The organism is Sphingomonas sp. UV9, assembly GCF_004101245.1.
Classification (GTDB): Bacteria; Pseudomonadota; Alphaproteobacteria; order Sphingomonadales; family Sphingomonadaceae; genus Sphingomonas.
The window spans coordinates 1,055,415-1,074,278 of record NZ_SCIN01000002.1; the positions used below are offsets into that span (position 1 = coordinate 1,055,415).

Annotated in this window: 19 protein-coding genes and 1 pseudogene; 12 read left to right on the forward strand and 8 right to left on the reverse strand. The window is 65.9% G+C overall.

The annotated features are described in order from the left end of the window. Positions 1-7: 7 nt before the first annotated feature. The 5 genes from EQZ23_RS11440 to mltG all read left to right on the forward strand — a co-directional run bounded on the left by EQZ23_RS11440 (position 8) and on the right by mltG (position 3,911). Entirely contained in the window at positions 8-427 is a 420-nt protein-coding gene (locus EQZ23_RS11440; RefSeq protein WP_128454505.1) for a GxxExxY protein, read from the forward strand. A gap of 11 nt (positions 428-438) precedes the next feature. Then, complete coding sequence (fabG, locus tag EQZ23_RS11445; RefSeq protein ID WP_128454506.1) at positions 439-1,176, forward strand: 3-oxoacyl-[acyl-carrier-protein] reductase; 738 nt, start codon at positions 439-441, stop codon at positions 1,174-1,176. Between the two features lie 77 nt (positions 1,177-1,253). Next, entirely contained in the window at positions 1,254-1,490 is a 237-nt protein-coding gene (locus EQZ23_RS11450; protein WP_031393971.1) for an acyl carrier protein, read from the forward strand. A 121-nt stretch (positions 1,491-1,611) separates the two neighbouring features. Then, positions 1,612-2,874 carry a beta-ketoacyl-ACP synthase II gene (fabF, locus tag EQZ23_RS11455; RefSeq protein ID WP_128454507.1) on the forward strand — a complete coding sequence of 421 codons (1,263 nt, stop codon included), beginning with the start codon at positions 1,612-1,614 and terminating at the stop codon, positions 2,872-2,874. A gap of 68 nt (positions 2,875-2,942) precedes the next feature. Next, entirely contained in the window at positions 2,943-3,911 is a 969-nt protein-coding gene (gene mltG / locus EQZ23_RS11460) for an endolytic transglycosylase MltG (RefSeq protein WP_128454750.1), read from the forward strand. 197 nt (positions 3,912-4,108) lie between these two features. On the opposite strand, the gene eda is transcribed toward mltG, so the two are convergent. The 8 genes from eda to EQZ23_RS11500 all read right to left on the reverse strand — a co-directional run bounded on the left by eda (position 4,109) and on the right by EQZ23_RS11500 (position 11,575). Beyond that, entirely contained in the window at positions 4,109-4,729 is a 621-nt protein-coding gene (gene eda / locus EQZ23_RS11465; protein ID WP_128454508.1) for a bifunctional 4-hydroxy-2-oxoglutarate aldolase/2-dehydro-3-deoxy-phosphogluconate aldolase, read from the reverse strand. Then, positions 4,726-5,694, reverse strand: coding sequence for a glucokinase (gene glk / locus EQZ23_RS11470; protein ID WP_128454509.1), 969 nt, complete (start codon positions 5,692-5,694; stop codon positions 4,726-4,728). The genes eda and glk overlap by 4 nt, the downstream gene beginning before the upstream one ends. 155 nt (positions 5,695-5,849) lie before the next feature. Further along, positions 5,850-7,664 carry a phosphogluconate dehydratase gene (gene edd / locus EQZ23_RS11475; protein ID WP_128454510.1) on the reverse strand — a complete coding sequence of 605 codons (1,815 nt, stop codon included), beginning with the start codon at positions 7,662-7,664 and terminating at the stop codon, positions 5,850-5,852. A 2-nt stretch (positions 7,665-7,666) separates the two neighbouring features. Next, on the reverse strand, positions 7,667-8,371 hold the full coding sequence (gene pgl, locus EQZ23_RS11480) for a 6-phosphogluconolactonase (protein ID WP_128454511.1): 705 nt from the start codon (positions 8,369-8,371) through the stop codon (positions 7,667-7,669). Positions 8,372-8,474: 103 nt separating this feature from the next. Then, complete coding sequence (zwf, locus tag EQZ23_RS11485) at positions 8,475-9,938, reverse strand: glucose-6-phosphate dehydrogenase (RefSeq protein ID WP_128454512.1); 1,464 nt, start codon at positions 9,936-9,938, stop codon at positions 8,475-8,477. Between the two features lie 26 nt (positions 9,939-9,964). Next, on the reverse strand, positions 9,965-10,888 hold the full coding sequence (gene argC, locus EQZ23_RS11490) for an N-acetyl-gamma-glutamyl-phosphate reductase (RefSeq protein WP_128454513.1): 924 nt from the start codon (positions 10,886-10,888) through the stop codon (positions 9,965-9,967). Then, positions 10,885-11,088 (reverse strand): hypothetical protein, encoded by a 204-nt coding sequence (locus EQZ23_RS11495; RefSeq protein ID WP_240663510.1) that lies wholly within the window; start codon positions 11,086-11,088, stop codon positions 10,885-10,887. Before EQZ23_RS11495 ends, argC begins: the two co-directional genes overlap by 4 nt. Before the next feature lie 142 nt (positions 11,089-11,230). Continuing rightward, positions 11,231-11,575 carry a MarR family transcriptional regulator gene (locus tag EQZ23_RS11500; RefSeq protein ID WP_128454752.1) on the reverse strand — a complete coding sequence of 115 codons (345 nt, stop codon included), beginning with the start codon at positions 11,573-11,575 and terminating at the stop codon, positions 11,231-11,233. Positions 11,576-11,810: 235 nt separating this feature from the next. Between EQZ23_RS11500 and secG the strand changes: the two genes are divergently transcribed. The 7 genes and pseudogenes from secG to EQZ23_RS11535 all read left to right on the forward strand — a co-directional run bounded on the left by secG (position 11,811) and on the right by EQZ23_RS11535 (position 18,754). Continuing rightward, positions 11,811-12,206 carry a preprotein translocase subunit SecG gene (gene secG / locus EQZ23_RS11505; protein ID WP_128454514.1) on the forward strand — a complete coding sequence of 132 codons (396 nt, stop codon included), beginning with the start codon at positions 11,811-11,813 and terminating at the stop codon, positions 12,204-12,206. An 85-nt stretch (positions 12,207-12,291) separates the two neighbouring features. Continuing rightward, positions 12,292-13,926: a CTP synthase gene (locus tag EQZ23_RS11510; protein ID WP_128454515.1), complete on the forward strand. Its 1,635-nt coding sequence runs from the start codon at positions 12,292-12,294 to the stop codon at positions 13,924-13,926. Positions 13,927-14,120: 194 nt separating this feature from the next. Then, positions 14,121-14,972: pseudogene (locus tag EQZ23_RS11515) on the forward strand (TonB-dependent receptor); the annotation flags it as partial. 246 nt (positions 14,973-15,218) lie between these two features. Further along, positions 15,219-15,653: a hypothetical protein gene (locus EQZ23_RS11520; RefSeq protein WP_128454516.1), complete on the forward strand. Its 435-nt coding sequence runs from the start codon at positions 15,219-15,221 to the stop codon at positions 15,651-15,653. Positions 15,654-15,751: 98 nt separating this feature from the next. After that, positions 15,752-16,612, forward strand: a complete 861-nt coding sequence (panB, locus tag EQZ23_RS11525; protein WP_128454517.1) for a 3-methyl-2-oxobutanoate hydroxymethyltransferase — start codon at positions 15,752-15,754, stop codon at positions 16,610-16,612. Between the two features lie 70 nt (positions 16,613-16,682). Further along, on the forward strand, positions 16,683-17,435 hold the full coding sequence (locus EQZ23_RS11530; RefSeq protein WP_128454518.1) for a tetratricopeptide repeat protein: 753 nt from the start codon (positions 16,683-16,685) through the stop codon (positions 17,433-17,435). Further along, positions 17,432-18,754 (forward strand): PQQ-binding-like beta-propeller repeat protein, encoded by a 1,323-nt coding sequence (locus EQZ23_RS11535; RefSeq protein ID WP_128454519.1) that lies wholly within the window; start codon positions 17,432-17,434, stop codon positions 18,752-18,754. The genes EQZ23_RS11530 and EQZ23_RS11535 overlap by 4 nt, the downstream gene beginning before the upstream one ends. The last annotated feature ends 110 nt before the right edge of the window (positions 18,755-18,864 follow it).

The following is an 18,864-nucleotide window of genomic DNA, read 5'->3' on the forward strand; positions in this document are numbered from 1 at the left end:
AGAAGATTTGAGAGAGATCGATCAGATCAGCGGCGATGTGCTCGATCTCTCACTCCGCATCCATCGGGACTTGGGCCCGGGTCTCCTTGAAAGCGTCTATGAATTGGTCCTGGCGGGCAAGCTTGCCAGTCTGGGTTACCAAGTGGCGCGGCAGCGATCGGTTGACATCGAATTTGAAGGGATGCGCTTCGAAGCGGCCTTCCGCATCGACCTCCTTGTCGACGAGCGCCTTCTCATAGAAATCAAATCGGTAGAGCAACTGACCGCAGTCCACGGCAAACAATTGCTCACCTATCTACGCCTCACCAAGCAGCCTGTCGGGCTGCTGATCAACTTCGGTGGCGCTACGCTCAAGGAGGGTGTGCGACGGATCGTAAACGACCATCGCCCCTCCGCGGCTCCGCGTCTCCGCGTGAACAAAATCTGATGGAGACTAGAATGTTTGACCTCACAGGCATGACCGCGCTTGTTACCGGCGCATCCGGCGGGATCGGGTCCGAGATCGCCAAGGCCCTAGCCGCCCAAGGTGCGCGCCTCGCCGTGTCCGGATCCAACGCCGACAAGCTCGACGCCTTCCGCGCCAGCCTCGGCGGCGATCACGTCGCGCTGCCCTGCAATCTGTCCGATGGCGCCGCGGTCGATGCGCTCGTGCCGCAGGCGGTCGAGGCGCTCGGGAAGATCGACATCCTCGTCAACAACGCCGGCGTCACCCGCGACAACCTAGCGATGCGGATGAAGGACGACGAGTGGGACAGCGTCATCCGCGTCAATCTCGAAGCCGCATTCCGCCTCATGCGCGCAGCCGCCAAGCCGATGATGAAGGCGCGCTTCGGCCGGATGATCTCGGTCACCTCGATCGTCGGCGTCACCGGCAACCCCGGCCAGGCGAACTACGCCGCGTCGAAGGCAGGCCTGATCGGCATGTCGAAATCGATGGCGCAGGAGCTCGCCAGCCGCGGCATCACGGTCAATTGCGTCGCGCCCGGCTTCATCACCTCGCCGATGACCGATGCGCTGCCCGATGCGCAGAAGACCGCGCTGACGACCAAGATTCCGGCCGGTCGCCTCGGCGAAGGCGCAGACATCGGCGCGGCCGTGGTGTATCTCGCAAGCCGTGAAGCCGGCTACGTCACGGGACAAACCGTGCACGTGAACGGCGGGATGGCGATGATCTGAACTTGCGCGCTGAACTGCCGCGTTCTAGGTGCGTTCAGGAAATACCGAAAACCCCCAGATTTGAAGAGGGAACTACCATGAGCGAGACAGCTGACCGCGTGAAGAAGATCGTCGTCGAGCATCTCGGCGTCGAAGCCGACAAAGTGACCGAGGACGCGAGCTTCATCGACGACCTGGGCGCAGACAGCCTCGACATCGTCGAACTCGTCATGGCGTTCGAGGAAGAATTCGGCGTCGAGATCCCCGATGATGCCGCCGAGAAGATCGCGACCGTCAAGGATGCGATCACCTACATCGACGAGCACAAGGCCTGATCAGGGTCTAGGGTTCAAAACTTTGGACCTGCCCTGAAGGGTGTGATTTGAGCGGCTCCCCGTCCTTGGGCAAAGAGGGCGGGGAGCCGTTTCGTTTTGAGAGCAGACGGAGTTTGAAGCCATGCGGCGTGTCGTCGTAACCGGGCTAGGCCTGGTCACCCCCCTGGGGGCGGATGTTGAAACGGCCTGGGCGAATATCCTCGCCGGCAAGTCGGGCGCGGGCCCGATCACGCGCTTCGACGCGTCGGATCAGGTGTGCCGCATCGCCTGCGAGGTGAAGCCGGCGGATCATGAATACGGCTTCGATCCCGGCAAGCGCGTCGACCACAAGGTCCAGCGCCAAGTCGATCCGTTCATCATCTACGGCATCGACGCGGCCGGCCAGGCGCTCGAAGACGCCGGCCTGCTCGACATGACGGTCGAAGAGAGCTGGCGTGCCGGCGTCTCGATCGGGTCGGGCATCGGCGGTCTGCCGGGCATCGAGAGCGAATCGATCGTTCTGCACACCAAGGGCCCGCGCCGCGTCTCGCCGCATTTCGTCCATGGTCGCCTGATCAACCTGATCTCGGGTCAGGTCTCGATCAAATACGGCCTGCGCGGTCCGAATCACGCAGTCGTCACCGCCTGCTCGACCGGTGCGCACGCGATCGGCGATGCCGCGCGGATGATCGCGATGGACGATGCCGACGTGATGCTCGCGGGCGGCGCGGAGGGCACCGTCTGCCCGCTCGGCATCGCCGGGTTCGCGCAGGCGCGCGCGCTGTCGACCAACTTCAACGATTCGCCCGAAAAGGCCTCGCGTCCGTACGACAAGGACCGCGACGGCTTCGTGATGGGCGAGGGCGCCGGTGTGTTGGTGCTCGAGGAATATGAGCATGCCAAGGCACGCGGCGCGAAGATCTATGCCGAGGTGATCGGCTACGGCCTGTCGGGCGACGCCTACCATGTGACCGCGCCGCATCCGGAAGGCGACGGCGCGTTCCGGTCGATGCAGATGGCGATAAAGAAGTCGGGCCTGAAGCTCGAGGACATCGATTACATCAACGCGCACGGCACCTCGACGCCGCTCGGCGACGAGCTCGAACTGGGCGCGGTGCGTCGGCTGTTCGGCGATGCGATCTCGGGCCTGTCGATGTCGTCGACCAAGTCGGCGATCGGGCATCTGCTCGGCGGTGCCGGTGCGGTCGAGAGCATCTTCTGCATCCTGGCGCTGCGCGACCAGATCGTCCCGCCGACGCTCAATCTCGACAATCCGAGCGAGAGCTGCGTCGGGGTCGACCTGGTGCCGCACGTCGCCAAGAAGCGTGAAGTGCGCGCGGTGCTGAACAATTCGTTCGGCTTCGGCGGCACCAACGCGTCGCTGGTGATGACACTGGTTAAGTAGGTTTGTTCCCCCGCGAAGGCGGGGGCCCAGACTGGGCTCCCGCCTTTGCGGGAGAACAAGGGGTGACGATGCGCAAGGTCGGCTGTTTCGGACTCCTCCTCGGCCTTGGGGCCATCGTCGCGCTGTTCTTGGTAGTCCAAGGCTGGGGTGGCGCCGGCCCGGCGCCGCGCACGCTGACGGTCCAAGTCGGCGAGGGCAGCACGCTCGCCGGCGCGGCGACCGAACTCGAAAAAGCCGGCGCGATTTCGTCGGCCCGGCGCTTCCGCCTGTATGCGCGCGTCTTCGGGTCAGGCGATCCGATCAAGGCCGGCGAATATCGCATCCCGGCGCATGCCAGCCAGTCCGACATCCTGAAACTGATGCAGGGCGGCAAGGTCGTCCAGCGGCTGGTGGCAGTGCCCGAGGGCTATCCTTCGGTGATGGTCCACGACGCGTTGATGAAGGCGGAGGGCCTCACCGGAGCCGTGCCGGTGCCTGCGGAAGGCTCGATCCTTCCCGACAGCTATGCGTTCCAGGCCGGCGACACGCGCGCGTCGGTCGTGGTGCGGATGCAGGCGGCGATGAGGACCTACCTCGCCAAGGCCTGGGCCGCGCGCAAACCCGGGATCGCCGTGACGACCTCCGAACAGGCGATCATCCTCGCCTCGATCGTCGAGAAGGAAACCGGCAAGCCGTCCGAACGCCGTACCGTCGCCGCGGTCTATGGCAATCGCCTCCGCAATGGCATGCCGCTCCAGGCTGACCCGACGGTCATCTACCCGATCACCAAGGGCCGTCCGCTCGGCCGTCGTATACTACGCTCCGAACTGCAGGCGAAGAACGGCTACAACACCTATGCGAGCCCGGGTCTGCCGATCGGCCCGATCGCCAATCCCGGCCGCGCCTCGATCGACGCGGTGCTCGATCCGGCGCAGACCCAGGCGCTGTATTTCGTCGCCGACGGCACCGGCGGCCACGTCTTCGCCAACACGCTGGACGAGCACAACGCCAATGTGAGGAAATGGTACGCCATCCGAAAGGCGCGCGGCGAGATGTAACCGGCCGCCCGAACCACGGTTCGGCGCATCCACGCCAAGGGTCGCCAAAGCCAATCCGTCACCCCGGACTGGTTCCGGGGTCCACGGTTCCGCGTAACCAATTTTATCGATTTTGCGGCACCGTAGATGCCGGAACGAGCCCGGCATGACGGGGTGGGTGGAACGGGCCGCCTAACCGGTGGGCCGTCCTCTTCGCGTCACCCGCGCAAGGCGTTGGCGGCGCGCGCCTTGATCTCGATCTCGGCCATCGTCCCGCCGGTCACCCAGCTACCGCCGACGCACAGCACCGGCTTGAACGCCAGCCACTCGGGCGCGCTCGCCTCGGTGATCCCGCCGGTCGGGCAGAAGCTGCACTGGTAGAACGGCGCCGCCAGCGCCTTCAGCGCCTTCAGCCCGCCATTCGCCTCGGCGGGGAAGAACTTGAAGTGCGTCAGGCCCAAGTCGAGACCGGTCATGATATCCGCAGCGTTGGCGATGCCCGGGAGGAAGGGAATGCCGCTCTCGATGATCGGCGTGGCGAGACGTTCGGTCAGGCCGGGCGACACGATGAACTCGGCCCCGGCGTCGCGGACCTGCGCGAACTGCTGCGTGTTCACCACGGTTCCCGCACCGACGATCGCGCCGGGCACCTTCTTCATTTCCGCGATCGCCTCGAGTGCGGCGCCGGTGCGCAACGTCACCTCCAGCACGCGCAGGCCACCGGCGACCAGCGCCTCGGCGAGCGGACGGGCGAGCGCGGCGTCCTCGATTACCAGTACCGGGATGACGGCGCTGGTCTGCATGATATCGGCAATTGTGACGGTCGAGTTGGCGGTCATTGGGTGTGTTCCTGTGCGAAGGCGGCCGCGGCGCCGAACAGGCCGGGCTGGGGATGGGTGATCAGCTTGACGGGCATCGCCGCCATCATCGTCTGGAAACGGCCCTTGGCGACGAAGCGCTGGTCGAAGCCCGACCGGATCAGGCGGTCCTTGATGCGGAAGCCCAGCCCGCCGGCGATCACCACCGCCTTTGCGCCCTGCGCCAGCGCGAGATCGCCCGCGACCGCGCCTAGGGCGAGGCAGAAGCGGTCGAGCGCGGCGAGTGCGATCGAATCGGTGCCGTCGATCGCCTCGGTCCAGATCGTCTTGTCGTCGTGGCTGGGCACCGAACGCCCTTCCATCGCCGCCAGCGTCTCGTAGATCGCGACGATGCCGGGGCCGGCGACGACGCGCTCGGCCGACACGCGCGTGAAGGTTTTCCGCAGTCGCTTGAGCAGCGCATCCTCGATCCCGTCGAGCGGGGCGAAGTCCATGTGGCCACCCTCGGTCTCGAGCACCTGATACCCGTTTTTCCGGCGCAGCAACTGCGCGACGCCTAGCCCGGTGCCGGGGCCGCAGATCGTCGTGATACCCTCGGACGGCAACGGCGTGTCGGGACCGCAAAGGTGGATGAAGTCACTGCTCGGTACCTGCGCGACGGCATGGCCGACCGCGCCGAAATCGTTGACGACCACCCACTGGTCGGCGTTCAGCCGTTCGGTGATCAGCGATTTGCGGATGATCCAGGGGTTGTTCGTCAGGCGGATGACGTCGTTTGCGACCGGCGACGCTACCGCAATGGCGACGGCGCGGGGCAGGGGGCGACCCACGCCCGCTTCAAACGCCTGATACGCGGTCTGGAGCGACGCGTGATCCGCGGTCTTGAGCGTGACCGGTTCGCCGAGCGACACGACGTGCCCATCCTCGACCTCGGCGATCGCGAAGCGCGCGTGCGTTCCGCCGATATCTGCCGCTACGATTTCCATGTCATCCTCCGTCCGATTTTATCATTACCGCCACCTCCGTCATCCCGGCGAAAGCTGGGATCTCAAGCCGCACAGTCCGTCCCAGTGGAGCGAGGTCCCGGCTTTCGCCGGGATGACGGGGGTGTGGCTGACCCAATGGCGGCGTGTGTGGCGTTCTAAAGCCCAGCGCCCGCCAGCATCGCCGATGCACCCTTTTCGGCTTCGTCGGCCAGCCCGCGGAACATCCCGAACAGCTCGCGGCCCATCCCGCTGACCGGCGGCGGCACCGCGACCATCTCGCGCGTCGCCCAGACGTCGGCGTCGACCAGCGCCTCCAGCGTGCCGTTCACCGCATCGACGCGGATCATGTCGCCATCGCGGATCAGGCCGATCGCGCCGTCGAGCAGCGCCTCGGGCGAGCAATGGATCGCGCACGGCACCTTGCCGCTCGCGCCTGACATGCGCCCGTCGGTGACCAGTGCCACCTTGAACCCGCGATTCTGCAACACGCCGAGCGGCGGGGTCAGCTTGTGCAATTCGGGCATGCCGTTCGCGCGCGGCCCCTGGAAGCGGACGACGACGACGACGTCGCGCTCCAGCTCGCCGCGCTTGAACGCCTCGATCACGTCGAGCTGATCGTCGAACACCGCGGCCGGCGCCTCGACGATCCAGCGCTCGCGTTCGACCGCGGACACCTTGATGCACGCGCGGCCGATGTTGCCCGCAAGGATCCGCATGCCGCCATCCGCCGAGAACGGCGCGGTGGCAGGGCGCAGGATCGTCTCGTCGCCGCTGTCGGGCGTATCGCGCCAGCCGAGCGTGCCGTCGGCGACGACCGCTGTCCGGGCATAGGCCGACAAATCGTCCCCGCCGATCGTCATGATATCGCCGTGGAGCAGACCTTCGCTCAACAATTCGCGAATCACATAGGGCATGCCGCCCGCCGCCTCGAACGCGTTCACGTCAGCCGAGCCGTTCGGATAGACGCGTGCGATCAACGGCACTGCGCAGGAGAGGCGGTCGAAATCCTCCCAGTCGATGATGATTCCCGCCGCGCGCGCGATCGCCGGGACATGGAGCAGGTGGTTGGTCGAACCACCGGTCGCGAGCAGGCCGACCGCGGCGTTCACGATCGCCTTCTCGTCGACGCAATGCCCAAGCGGCCGGTACGAGTCGCCGCGCGCACCGATCTTCGCCAGACGGTGCACCGCCGCCCGAGTGAGTTCCTGCCGCAGCTTCGTGCCCGGATTGACGAACGCCGCGCCCGGCATGTGGAGGCCCATGACCTCCATCATCATCTGGTTGGTATTGGCGGTGCCGTAGAAGGTGCAGGTGCCCTTCGAATGATAGGCGCCGATCTCGGCTTCGAGCAGTTCCTCGCGCCCGACCAGCCCTTCGGCGAATTTTTCGCGGACGGCTGCCTTTGCCTTGTTCGGCAAGCCGGTCGGCATCGGGCCGCCGGGGATCAGCACCATCGGCAGATGCCCGAAGCGCAGCGCGCCCATGAGCAGGCCCGGCACGATCTTGTCGCAGATACCGAGCAACGCCGCGCCCTCGAACGTGCCGTGGCTGAGCGCGATCGCGGTGCTCAGCGCGATCGTGTCGCGGCTGAACAGCGACAGCTCCATGCCCGGATAGCCTTGCGTCACGCCGTCGCACATTGCCGGCACGCCGCCCGCGACCTGCGCGGTGGCGCCGGCCTCGCGTGCCCAGACCTTCATCAGCTCGGGGTAGCGATAATAGACGGCGTGCGCCGAGAGCATGTCGTTATACGCGGTGACGATGCCGATGTTCATGCCGGCATCGGCCTTCATCGCATCGCGATCCTCCTCGGTCCCGGCATAGGCGTGGGCGAGGTTCGCGCAGCCCAGGCCCGGACGTCGGACCTGCGCCGCCGCCTCGCGCTCGATCAGCGCCAGATAGGCGGCGCGACTGTCGCGCGAGCGTTCGATGATCCGGTCAGTGACCGCGGAGACGACGGCGTTCAGCATTGTCAGGGTGCCCAGTGCACGTCGACGGGCAGCTCGACCTCGGCCAGCACACGGCCGATCGGGTAGGACGAAGACGGCCCCTGTTCGATCGCCTGTTCCAGCACCTTCTTCTTCGCATCGCCGGTGATCATGATCATCAGCGCCTTCGACGACGCGATAGCGGCCGCCGAAAGCGTGACACGCGCAAGCGGTGCTTCGGGCGGCAGTGGCTCTGGCATCACGCCGAGCGCGCGACGTTCCTTGGGACCGCTCAGCGCCTCGTCGTAATCGGGGCCGGGGAAGATCGACGCGGTATGTCCGTCGCCGCCCATGCCGAGCAGGCAGAAGTCGAGCGGCCAGTGCAGGTCCTGCATCAGCGCATCCGCCGAGCGGCCGGCCGCCTTGTAGTCGGCGATCGCCTCGGGAACGATCGGCTTAACGCGCGCGCCCTTGGGGAGGAAGATCTTCGCCAGCGCGGTGACGTTCGACAGCGGATCGCCAAGCTTCACGATGCGCTCGTCGCCGGGGATGATCGTGACCTTCTTCCAGTCGAGCTTGGCCTGCGCCAGCTTTTCGTACGCGGCGAACGGCGTCTTGCCGCCCGCCAGCGCGATCACCGCCGAGCCGCGCGCGTCGAGCGCACTCTCGATGACGAACTGGATATCGCCCGCGACCGCGTTCGCGAGCTCGTCGGAATCCTCGTAATCCCACCATTCGATTTCGGTCATATATCAATCCATTCGTCATGCCGGACTCGTTCCGGCATCCACTTATCCAAACTCACCGCGCTCATGTTGCACGGTGGGCCCCGGAACAAGTCCGGGGTGACGGTTAGTCGTCTTGCCAGGTCACGCCATCGCGTTCGGTGAGCGCGATCGCCGCGGAAGGACCCCAGCTGCCCGACGCATAGCTTTTGGGCTTCATCGCGTTCGCTTTCCAGCCCTCGCGGATCGCGTCGATCCAGGTCCATTGGGCCTCGACCTCGTCGCGCCGCACGAACAGCGTCTGGTCGCCCTCGATCAGGTCCAGCAGCAACCGTTCATACGCGATCCGTCGCCGCGTGCCGGCAAATTCCGCATCCATGCTCAGGTTCAGCGGCACCTCGCGCAGGCGCACGCCCTCGCGGTCGAGACCGGGTTCCTTTGCCATCACCAGCAGCTGGACATATTCCTCGGGCTGCAGGCGGATGATCAGCATGTTGGGCTGCAACAGTCCACCACGCCCGGCGAACATCGAATGCGGCACCGACTTGAACTGGATCGCGATCTCGCTGCGGCGCGCGGCCATGCGCTTGCCGGTGCGCAGATAGAAGGGCACGCCGCGCCAGCGCCAATTGTCGACATGCGCCTTTATCGCGACGAACGTCTCGGTGTCCGACGGCTCGCCCAGTTCGTCGGAGTAGCTCTTGACGAACTTCCCCTTGACCGCACCTTCGCCATATTGGCCGGTGACCGTGACGTTCGGCACTTCCTCGGGCTTGATCAGGCGCAACGAGCGGAACACCTTCGACTTTTCGTCGCGCACGTCGGTGCCTTCGAACCGCGCCGGCGGCTCCATCGCGATCAGCGCGAGCAGCTGGAGCATGTGGTTCTGGACCATGTCGCGCAGCGCGCCGGCGCTCTCGTAATAGCCCGCACGCTCCTCCAGGCCGACCGTCTCGGAGATCGTGATCTGCACGTTGTCGATGCCCTGCGCGTTCCAGACGGGCTCGAAGAACGAGTTGCCGAAGCGGAGCGCGAGGATATTTTGGACGGTTTCCTTGCCGAGATAATGATCGATCCGGTAGGTCCGGTCCTCGGGAAACGCCTTGGCGACCGCGTCGTTGATCTCGCGGCTGGTGTCGAGGTCGTAGCCGAGCGGCTTCTCGAGCCCGACGCGCACCGTCTCGCCGGCGAGACCGACCTTGTGCAGTCCTTCGATCGCAGATTCGAACAGCGACGGCGCCGTCGAGAGATAGATTGCGAGGCCGCCGGAAATATCGCCGATCTTGTCCGCCAGTGGCTGGAACGCGGCCGGATCCGACAGATCGGTCGCCTGGTAGAACAGCCGGTCGAGGAACGTCCCGACCGCGCTCTCGCCCTTCCTGTCCTCGGGCAGGAACTCGTCGAGCGCCTTCTTGGCGAACTTTCGGTAATCCTCGTCGTCATGCTCGTGACGCGCGGCACCGGTGATCGTCAGGTCCTCGGGCAGCAAACCGTCGGCGTGCAGGCCATAGAGCGATGGCAGCAGCATGCGCTGCGCGAGATCGCCGGTCGCGCCGAACAGGAGCAGTTTGGCTACGGGATTACGGTGCATGAAAGCTCCTGGAACTGGCCGGTTTCTTAGAAAACCAGGCCGGCGACCGGGTCGACCCCGGCCATGATGTTGAGATTCTGGACTGCGGCGCCGCCTGCGCCCTTGCCCAGATTGTCGAGCGTGGCGATCAGCCGCGCATGGCCGACCGCGTCGTTGCCGCAGACCCGCAACGTCAGCCGGTCGGTCCCCGCATGCTCCTCGATATCGATCGCGCCGAGATCGCCGGGCGCGATCGAGACGAGCGTCGAGCCATCGAACGCGGCGCGCAACACATCCTCGATTGCCGCGAGCGACGGGCGGCCGGGCAGGGCATGGAGATGCAGCGGCACCTCGACCACCATCCCGCGATACGCGTTGGCGACCGCGGGGGCGAAGATCGGCGCATGCTTGAGCGCGGCATGTTGCGTCATCTCGGGGATATGCTTGTGCGCAAGGCTGAGCGCGTAGGCTCGGAACGCGGTGATCGGGCCGCCGGCTTCGAACTCCGCGATCATCGCCTTGCCGCCGCCCGAATAGCCCGACGTCGCGTTGACGCTCAGCGGCAGGTCGGCGGGGATAAGCCCGGCCGCAACGAGCGGTGCGACCAGCGCGAGGAAGCCCGTCGGATAACAGCCGGGGTTCGCCACGCGCATCGCAGTGGCGACCTTTTCGGCCTGACCCGGCAATTCCGGAAAGCCATACGTCCAGCCGGCAGCCACGCGGTGCGCACTCGACGCATCGATCACGCGGGTGCGCGCATTATCGATCAGCGCGACTGCTTCACGTGCCGCATCGTCAGGCAGGCAAAGAATGACGAAATCGGCGTCGTTCAGCGCCTCGCGCCGCGCCGCCGGGTCTTTCCGGCGATCCTCGGGCAGCAGCGCGATCGAGATGTCGCTCCGGCCGGCAAGCCGCTCGCGAATTTCGAGGCCGGTCGTGCCGACCGCACCATCGATGAAGACGCTGGTCATGCTGCGAGGTCCGTCGACAGATCGAGCGCGTCCGTCGCGACATAGCCGACCAGGCCGCTCGGCCGCGCGACGCCCCACGCGGAAACGCCAGCAATCTCCAACACTTCGAAACTGTCGCCGGGCTTGAGGTCGACCATCGTATCGCTCGCTTCGTCTCGTCCACTGCGTAACAAAGCTGTGCGCGCGACGGGCCGTATCATCGGCACGGCATAGTGTGGAGCGAATACGTATTCGGCGAGGCGAATGTCGGCGATATCGCGCCGAACCGCATGGGTGCGCGGGTCCAGATCCACCGAACGGCCCGTCAGCGAGAAACTCGTGCGGGCCCGATCGTCGAACGGTTCAAGCGTGCGCGGCGGTACGGCCGTTTGCGCCGGAGCCAGATCCGGCAGGGGCGTCGCCGTCGCCGATAAATTGCCCGAACTCTTCAAGAAAATCTGCCCCTTCGCTCGTCCGCGCGACGAAAATGTTGCGCTTGTCGCTATCGTCGCGTTGGCGGCGCAGATAGCCGAGGGCACCCAACCTGTTCAAGGCGCGCGTGACGACCGGCTTCGATACGTTGAGCGCACGCGCCAAACCGCGCACCGTATGGGGGCCCGGTTTGAGGTAAACCAACAGCAATAGCGCCATTTGACGATTGGTGAGATCGGGCTCGCCCGAGCGGACATAATCCACAAGAGCGGTCATCCAGGTCGATAGAGTATTGGCTGCAATTGATGCCACAGCGTTGATCCGCCATCTGAAAATGTGAAGACGATACCCAGTCATGAGCGTCGTTACGGGTTCACAACGCCCGCCTACGCGGCTTGTTTCCGTCATTGGACGATCGGCATGCGATATGCGGAGCCAGTGTTGCGGTTGATCGTTGCCGCTGGCTCGCCTATGTGCGGCCCTTCGTAAAAGTTCCGGGGTTTTCCGCGCAATGTTCGCCTTTCTGCTCGTCATCCACGCGATCATCGCGGCCGCTCTCGTCACGGTAATTCTCATGCAGCGCTCGGAAGGCGGCGGTCTGGGCATGGGCGGCAGTCCGTCCGGCCTGATGTCGGCGCGCGGCGCGGCCGATTTCCTGACCCGCGCGACCGGCGTCCTCGCGACGATGTTCGTGCTGTTCTCGATCCTGCTCGCGGTTCTCGCGGCGAATCACCGCACGACCACGATCGATACGTCGCTCGCCCGCACCCCGGCGGCTGCGACGACGGTCCCGACCGCACAGCCCAAGGGCGATGCGGCGCCGTTCGCCGGTGGCGCAGAAAATGCCGGCGTTCCAGCGGGCACTGCGGCTCCCGCCGACAACAGCGCAGTCCCACTCGCCCGCTAAACACTCCATTCGCCGATAAATAGCCCTCGCGTGATCCGCGGGGCTCTTGTCGTTCGTCCCCAACACACGCTACGAGACTCGTCCCATGGCTCGGTACATTTTCATCACCGGAGGCGTGGTTTCGTCGCTCGGTAAAGGTCTCATGGCGGCATCGCTTGCCGCTCTCCTCCAGGCACGCGGGTATACCGTCAGGATTCGGAAGTTCGATCCGTATCTGAACGTCGATCCCGGCACGATGTCGCCCTATCAGCACGGCGAGGTCTATGTGACCGACGACGGTGCTGAGACGGATCTCGACCTCGGCCATTACGAGCGCTTCACCGGCGTCCCGTCGCGCCAGTCGGACAACGTGACGTCCGGCCGCATCTATCAGCAGATCATCACCCGCGAACGGCGCGGCGATTATCTCGGCGCCACCGTCCAGGTCATCCCGCACGTCACCGATGCCATCAAGGCGTTCGCCCGCGCCGAAGTCGACGACATCGATTTCGTCCTCTGCGAGATCGGCGGCACCGTCGGCGATATCGAATCGCTGCCGTTCATCGAGGCGATTCGTCAGCTCAAGAACGAGGAGGGTCGCGGCAACGCGATCAGCATCCACGTGACTTTGGTGCCGTACATCGCCGCCGCCGGCGAACTGAAAACCAAGCCGACCCAGCATTCGGTCCGCGAACTCGCAGCGCTCGGCGTCCAGCCCGACGTTCTCGTCTGCCGTTGCGAACACCCGCTGCCGCCGTCGGAGCGCGCCAAGATCGCGTTGTTCTGCAACGTCCCCGCCAGCGCCGTCATCCCCGCGCTGGACGCGAAGAGCATCTACGCGGTGCCGCTGCAGTATCACGGCGAAGGCCTCGACATCGAAGTGCTCCGCGCGTTCGGGATCGAGCCCGCCGATGCGCCCGATCTGTCGCGCTGGACCGAGATCATGGACCGGCTGACCAATCCGCAAGGCGAAGTCACGATCGGCGTGGTCGGCAAATATGTCGGCCTCCAGGACGCATACAAGTCGCTCAACGAGGCGCTGGTCCACGGCGGCATCGCCAACCGCGTCAAGGTCAACGTCCGCTGGATCGACGCCGAACTGTTCGAGAATGCCGAGAGCGACATCGCCGGCCAACTCGAGCCGTGCGACGCGATCCTCGTCCCCGGTGCGTTCGGTGAGCGCGGCGCGGAGGGCAAGATCGCCTCGGTCAAGTTCGCGCGCGAGCGGAAAATTCCGTATTTCGGGATCTGCTTCGGCATGCAGATGGCCTGCGTCGAGGGCGCCCGCGATCTCGGCGGCATCCCCACCGCGTCGTCGACCGAGTTCGGCCCGACCGACGAGCCCGTGGTCGGCATGATCACCGAATGGATGGGCCGCGAAGGCCTCGAGACGCGCGCGGCGGAGGGCGACATGGGCGGCACGATGCGGCTCGGCGCGTACGACGCGAAGCTCGCCGGCAACAGCGTCGTCGCCTCGATCTACGGCGGTACGGAAATTTCGGAACGCCATCGGCACCGCTACGAGGTCAACACCGGCTACAAGGAAGCCCTCGAAGCGGGCGGCCTCGTCTTCTCCGGCATGTCGCCCGACGGCACGCTGCCCGAGATCGTCGAACGCCCCGACCACCCCTGGTTCGTCGGCGTCCAGTTCCACCCGGAACTGAAGTCCAAACCCTTCGACCCGCACCCTTTGTTCGCCAGCTTCATCGAAGCCGCGGTGAAACAGAGCCGCCTCGTCTGATCCCATACTTCGATCCTCCCCCGCCAGGGGAAGGTGGCACCGAAGGTGACGGAGGGGGAGGATAAGAAAGGTTGGCGCCTACCTCCGCCTCCGTCTGGCAAGGGTCAGACACCTCCCCCTGACGGGGGAGAATCGTGGCCGGTGTCTGCCGCAAGCCCGTCCTTTTCCTTCCGTCATGCCGGGCTCGTTCCGGGATCCACGCCTACGCGACGTATGCGCGAAGCTACAAATCGGGCGGGATCAACTTGTCGGGCCTGCCGCTCGACGCCAGCAACAACCCGATCCTGTCCGCCGCAACGGTGAAGCCCGAAAAGGTCAATCACTTCGAGCTGGGGCTGAAGACCCAGTTCCTGGACCGCAGGGTTACCCTGAACCTGGCGGGGTTCTGGACCGAGATCAGCGATTACCAGGCGACCGTCACCAACGGCCAGCTCGGCGTGCTGCGCGGCTATCTCGCCAATGCCGGCAAGGTCCGGACCCGCGGGCTCGAATTCGACTCGGCCTTCCGCCCCACCGATCGGTTCAGTTTTTACGCGAACGGCGCGTATACCGACGCGAAATACGTGAAGTTCGTCGATGCGCCATGCCCGCCCGAACTCTCCGGCGGCACCACCGCGACCGCCGGCCAGACACCGAGCGCACCCGGTACGGCAGGCGGGATCAGTCCGCAGAACTGCGACATTTCGGGCCAGCGCCTGCCCGGCGTGTCGAAATGGGCGTTCTCCTACGGTGCGGAATACGACCTGCCGGCGACGCTCGCCGGCCTCGATGGCCAGGTGTATCTCGGCTATGACGGCAGCTACCGGTCGACCTTCTCGTCGAACCCCTCGCTCTCGGCCTATACCGGCATCGACGGCTATGCGCTCAGCAACTTCCGCCTCGGGTTCAAGGCGAAGGACAGCTGGAACGTCTTCGGCTGGCTCCGCAACGCGTTCGACGAGAACTATTACGAGGTGCTCGCGCTCCAGTCCGGCAGCACCGGCCTGATCGTCGGACAGCCGGGCGATCCGCGCACCTATGGGCTGACCGTATCGCGGTCGTTCTGACCGTCACTTCTGGATCGTCACGACGCGTTCAGGTTCGACGTCTTATACAGCGGGATACGGCCCGGAGAGACATCGCAGTCGGAAGCTCCCGATGTCTCTCCGGTTCGGCCTTATCGACGACCCAGAATCGATGGCCAGAGCCTCGTCCGACCCCGTCCACTTGCGCGCCGCCCCTTCGAAGCGCAGTCTGTTGATCCAAAGCAATGCGCCCAGGGCAGTTTTGGGCCGGGGCAAAGGGGGGGCGGCATGTTCTTTGTACGACAGGGGCCCTTATGGTTTCGGCTGACCACGGGCGCTCTCGTCGTCTGGGGAATAATCGGCTGTTTCATGTGCTTCCAGCAGATCCGGCTCGGCGCCGACGCGATGGGGACGGCGAGCGATTATGACCGCGCGCTCTATGCGGCGTTACCCAACTGGTACGATCCACTGTTCACCGTCGCGGTACTGGCCGGCCTGATCGGCGCGGTATTGTTGTTCATGCGCCGCGCCAGTGCCCGCCCATTCCTGATCGCATCGCTGGGCGCCACGATCGTTCAGTTCGGCTGGCTGTTCGCCACCACCGATATCGTCGCACGCAAGGGCGCCAGCGCGACGCTCGGACTGCCCTTGGTCATCATCGGAATCGCGGCGTTCACGCTCTGGCTCGTCGGCCATGCCCGGCAGAAGGGCTGGGCGGTGTGATCGCCGCTCGGCCGATGCTCCGAACTGGGCCGATGCTCCGACCCGGACCGACGATCCGAAGGCTGGGCGAGCTCCCGCGCGCGCGCTACTGACGTCCCATGTCCACGACCTACACCCTCGACACCGCGACGAGTCGCGCGAACCCGACGCCCGCTCCGCTGAAGCGCCTGACGATCCCCGCGATCCGCCGCCAGAAGGGCAAGACGCCGCTCGTCATGCTCACCGCTTATACGGTGCGGACCGCGCAGTTGCTCGATCCCCACTGCGACATGCTGCTCGTCGGCGACAGCTTGGGGCAGGTGATCTACGGCCTCCCCTCGACCGTGCCCGTCACGCTGGAGATGATGGCGGCCCACGGTGCGGCGGTGGTGCGGGGCAGCTATCACGCGGTCGTCGTCATCGACATGCCGTTCGGCAGCTACGAGGCGTCACCCGAAAAGGCGTTCGAGAGCGCGGCGTGGTTGCTGAAACAGACCGGCGCGGCGGCGGTGAAGCTGGAAGGCGGCACCGCGATGGCGCCGACCGTCAAGTTTCTCACCGAGCGCGGTATCCCGGTGATGGGCCATGTCGGCCTCACCCCCCAGGCGGTGAACGTGCTCGGCGGCTACGGCGCCCGCGGTCGCACGCCCGGGGAAGCCGCGAAGATCGTCGCCGACGCGCAGGGCATCGCCGAAGCCGGCGCGTTCTCATTGGTGATCGAAGGCGTGGTCGAGCCGATCGCGATCGAGATCACCGACACCATCGCCTGCCCGACGATCGGCATCGGTGCATCGGCGCAGTGCGACGGCCAGGTGCTGGTAACCGAGGACATGCTCGGGATGTTCGACCGTACCGCAAAGTTCGTGAAGCGGTTCGCCGATATCGCCGACACCATTTCGTCCGCGACGCAGACCTATGCGGACGACGTTCGATCACGCACATTCCCCGGCCCCGAGCAGGTCTACGCGCCGAAGGATTGATCCGCTTCCGTTTCGGTCCCGGCGCGGCTAAGGTCCGCGCCGTCCATCCCCCAATATTCCGGAGTTGTCCTTGGCCCTCCCGCCGAAAACCGATGAAGCATTCCTGCGCGAGGTCGACGAAGAACTCCGTCGCGACAAACTCGCCGGGTTCTGGACGAACTGGGGTATCTGGGTCGCGATCGGTGTCGTCGCCGCGCTCGCCGCACTCGCCGGCTTCCTGTACTGGCAGCATCACAATGGCGAGGCTGCCGGTGTCGAGGGCGAACAGCTTCAGGCCGCCTACGACTCGCTCGGCGCCAACAACGCCGCAGCCGCGTCCAAGCCGCTCGCCGAACTCGCCAAGTCGAACCATGACGGCTACCGCGCGCTGGCGCTGTTCACGCAGGCCGACGTGCTCCTCCAGAAGGACGACCTGAAGGGCGCCGCCGCGAAGCTTGGGGCGATCGCCGCGGACACCTCGCTCGCCAAGCCGTTCCGCGATCTCGCGCTGGTCCGCCAGACTTCGGCAGAGTTCGACACGTTGAAACCGCAGGTCATCGTCGAGCGGCTCCGTCCGCTCGCCGTCCCCGGTGGTCCGTGGCTCGGCAGCGCGGGCGAGATGGTCGCGATTTCCTATCTCCGCCTGAACCAGCGTCAGCAGGCGGGTGCGCTGTTCGGCCAGATCGCGCGTGATACCGGCGTCCCTGAAACGATCCGTCAACGTGCGGTTCAGATGGCTGGCGTACTGGGCGTAGACGCTGTTCCCAGCGCGGGGGCCAGCGCCGGACCGACTGCCAGAGTGATCGCTCGGGCCGCATCAAACGAGGATACCAAGGCGCAATGATGAAGACATATCGGGTGACGGTCGCCGTCGCCGCGCTGATGGCGCTCAGCGGTTGCGGGATCTTCAAGGGCGGCGTGAAGAAGACGCCGACCGTCGGTGACCGCGTTTCGATCCTGGTCTCGGAGAACGAGGTCGAGACCGACAAGACGATCGCCGACGTTCAGGTCCTGCTGCCCGCGCCCGCGGTCAACGACGCCTGGGCGCAGCCCGGCGGCAACCCGGCGAAGTCGATGGGCCAGCTGGCGCTCGGCGATCAGCCCCAGCGGGCGTGGCAGGCGACGATCGATGGCGGCTCGAGTCGCGAGCGTCTCGGCGCCGCGCCGGTCGTCGCCGACAACAAGCTGTTCGTGACCGACGTCACCGCGACAGTCCATGCGTTTGCCGCCGACACCGGCGCGGCGTTGTGGAGCGCGGGCATCACCGAGGGCAAGCTGAACAAGGCGGCCCGCTTCGGCGGCGGCGTCAGCTATGACGACGGCAAGCTCTACGCCACCGACGGCGTCGGCGACGTCGTTGCGATGAACGCGGCCGACGGTGCGATCCTTTGGCGCGCCAAGCCCGGTGCGCCGCTCCGCGGTTCGCCGACCGTCGCCAACGGCGCAGTCTACGTCCTGACGCAGGACAACCAGGTCTTCTCGCTCAACCAGGCCGACGGCAAGGTCCAGTGGGTCCAGTCAGGCACGCTGGAAACGCAGGGTGTGTTCGGCGTCGCGGCGCCCGCGGTCAGCCAGGGCACCGTGGTCGCCGGCTTCTCGAGCGGCGAACTCAGCGCCTATCGCTACGAGAATGGCCGCATCCTCTGGCAGGACGCCCTGTCGCGCACCTCGGTCACCACCTCGGTGTCGAGCCTGTCGGACATCGACGCCGCACCAGTGATCGACGGCGGCCGTGTCTACGCAGTCGGGCAGGGCGGCCGCATGGTCGCGCTCGAACTGTCGACCGGTCAGCGGCTGTGGGAGCAGAACTTCGCCGGCATCTCGACGCCGTGGATCGCGGGCGAGTGGCTGTTCGTGGTCACCGACGACGCGCGCCTCGTCTGCCTGTCGCGGTCGAACGGCAAGGCCCGCTGGATCGCCCAGCTGCCGCGCTTCCAGAACGAGAAGAAGCGCAGCAACGCCATCACCTGGTTCGGTCCGATCCTCGCCGGCAACCGCCTCGTGCTCACCAACTCGCGCGGCGAGATCAATTTCGTCTCGCCGACCGATGGCACGGTAAGTTCGACGATCGAGACGAAGACGCCGTTCTCGCTGCCTCCGATCGTCGCCAACTCGACGCTCTACACGCTCGACCAGAAGGGCAAGGTCACCGCCTACCGGTGACGCCAACTCGGGTGAACGCACTCCTCCCCCGCCAGGGGGAGGTGGCTGGCGCTTGCCAGACGGAGGGGGAGGAAAGAGCAACCGATGTTGCGTATCCTCCCCCTCCGTCA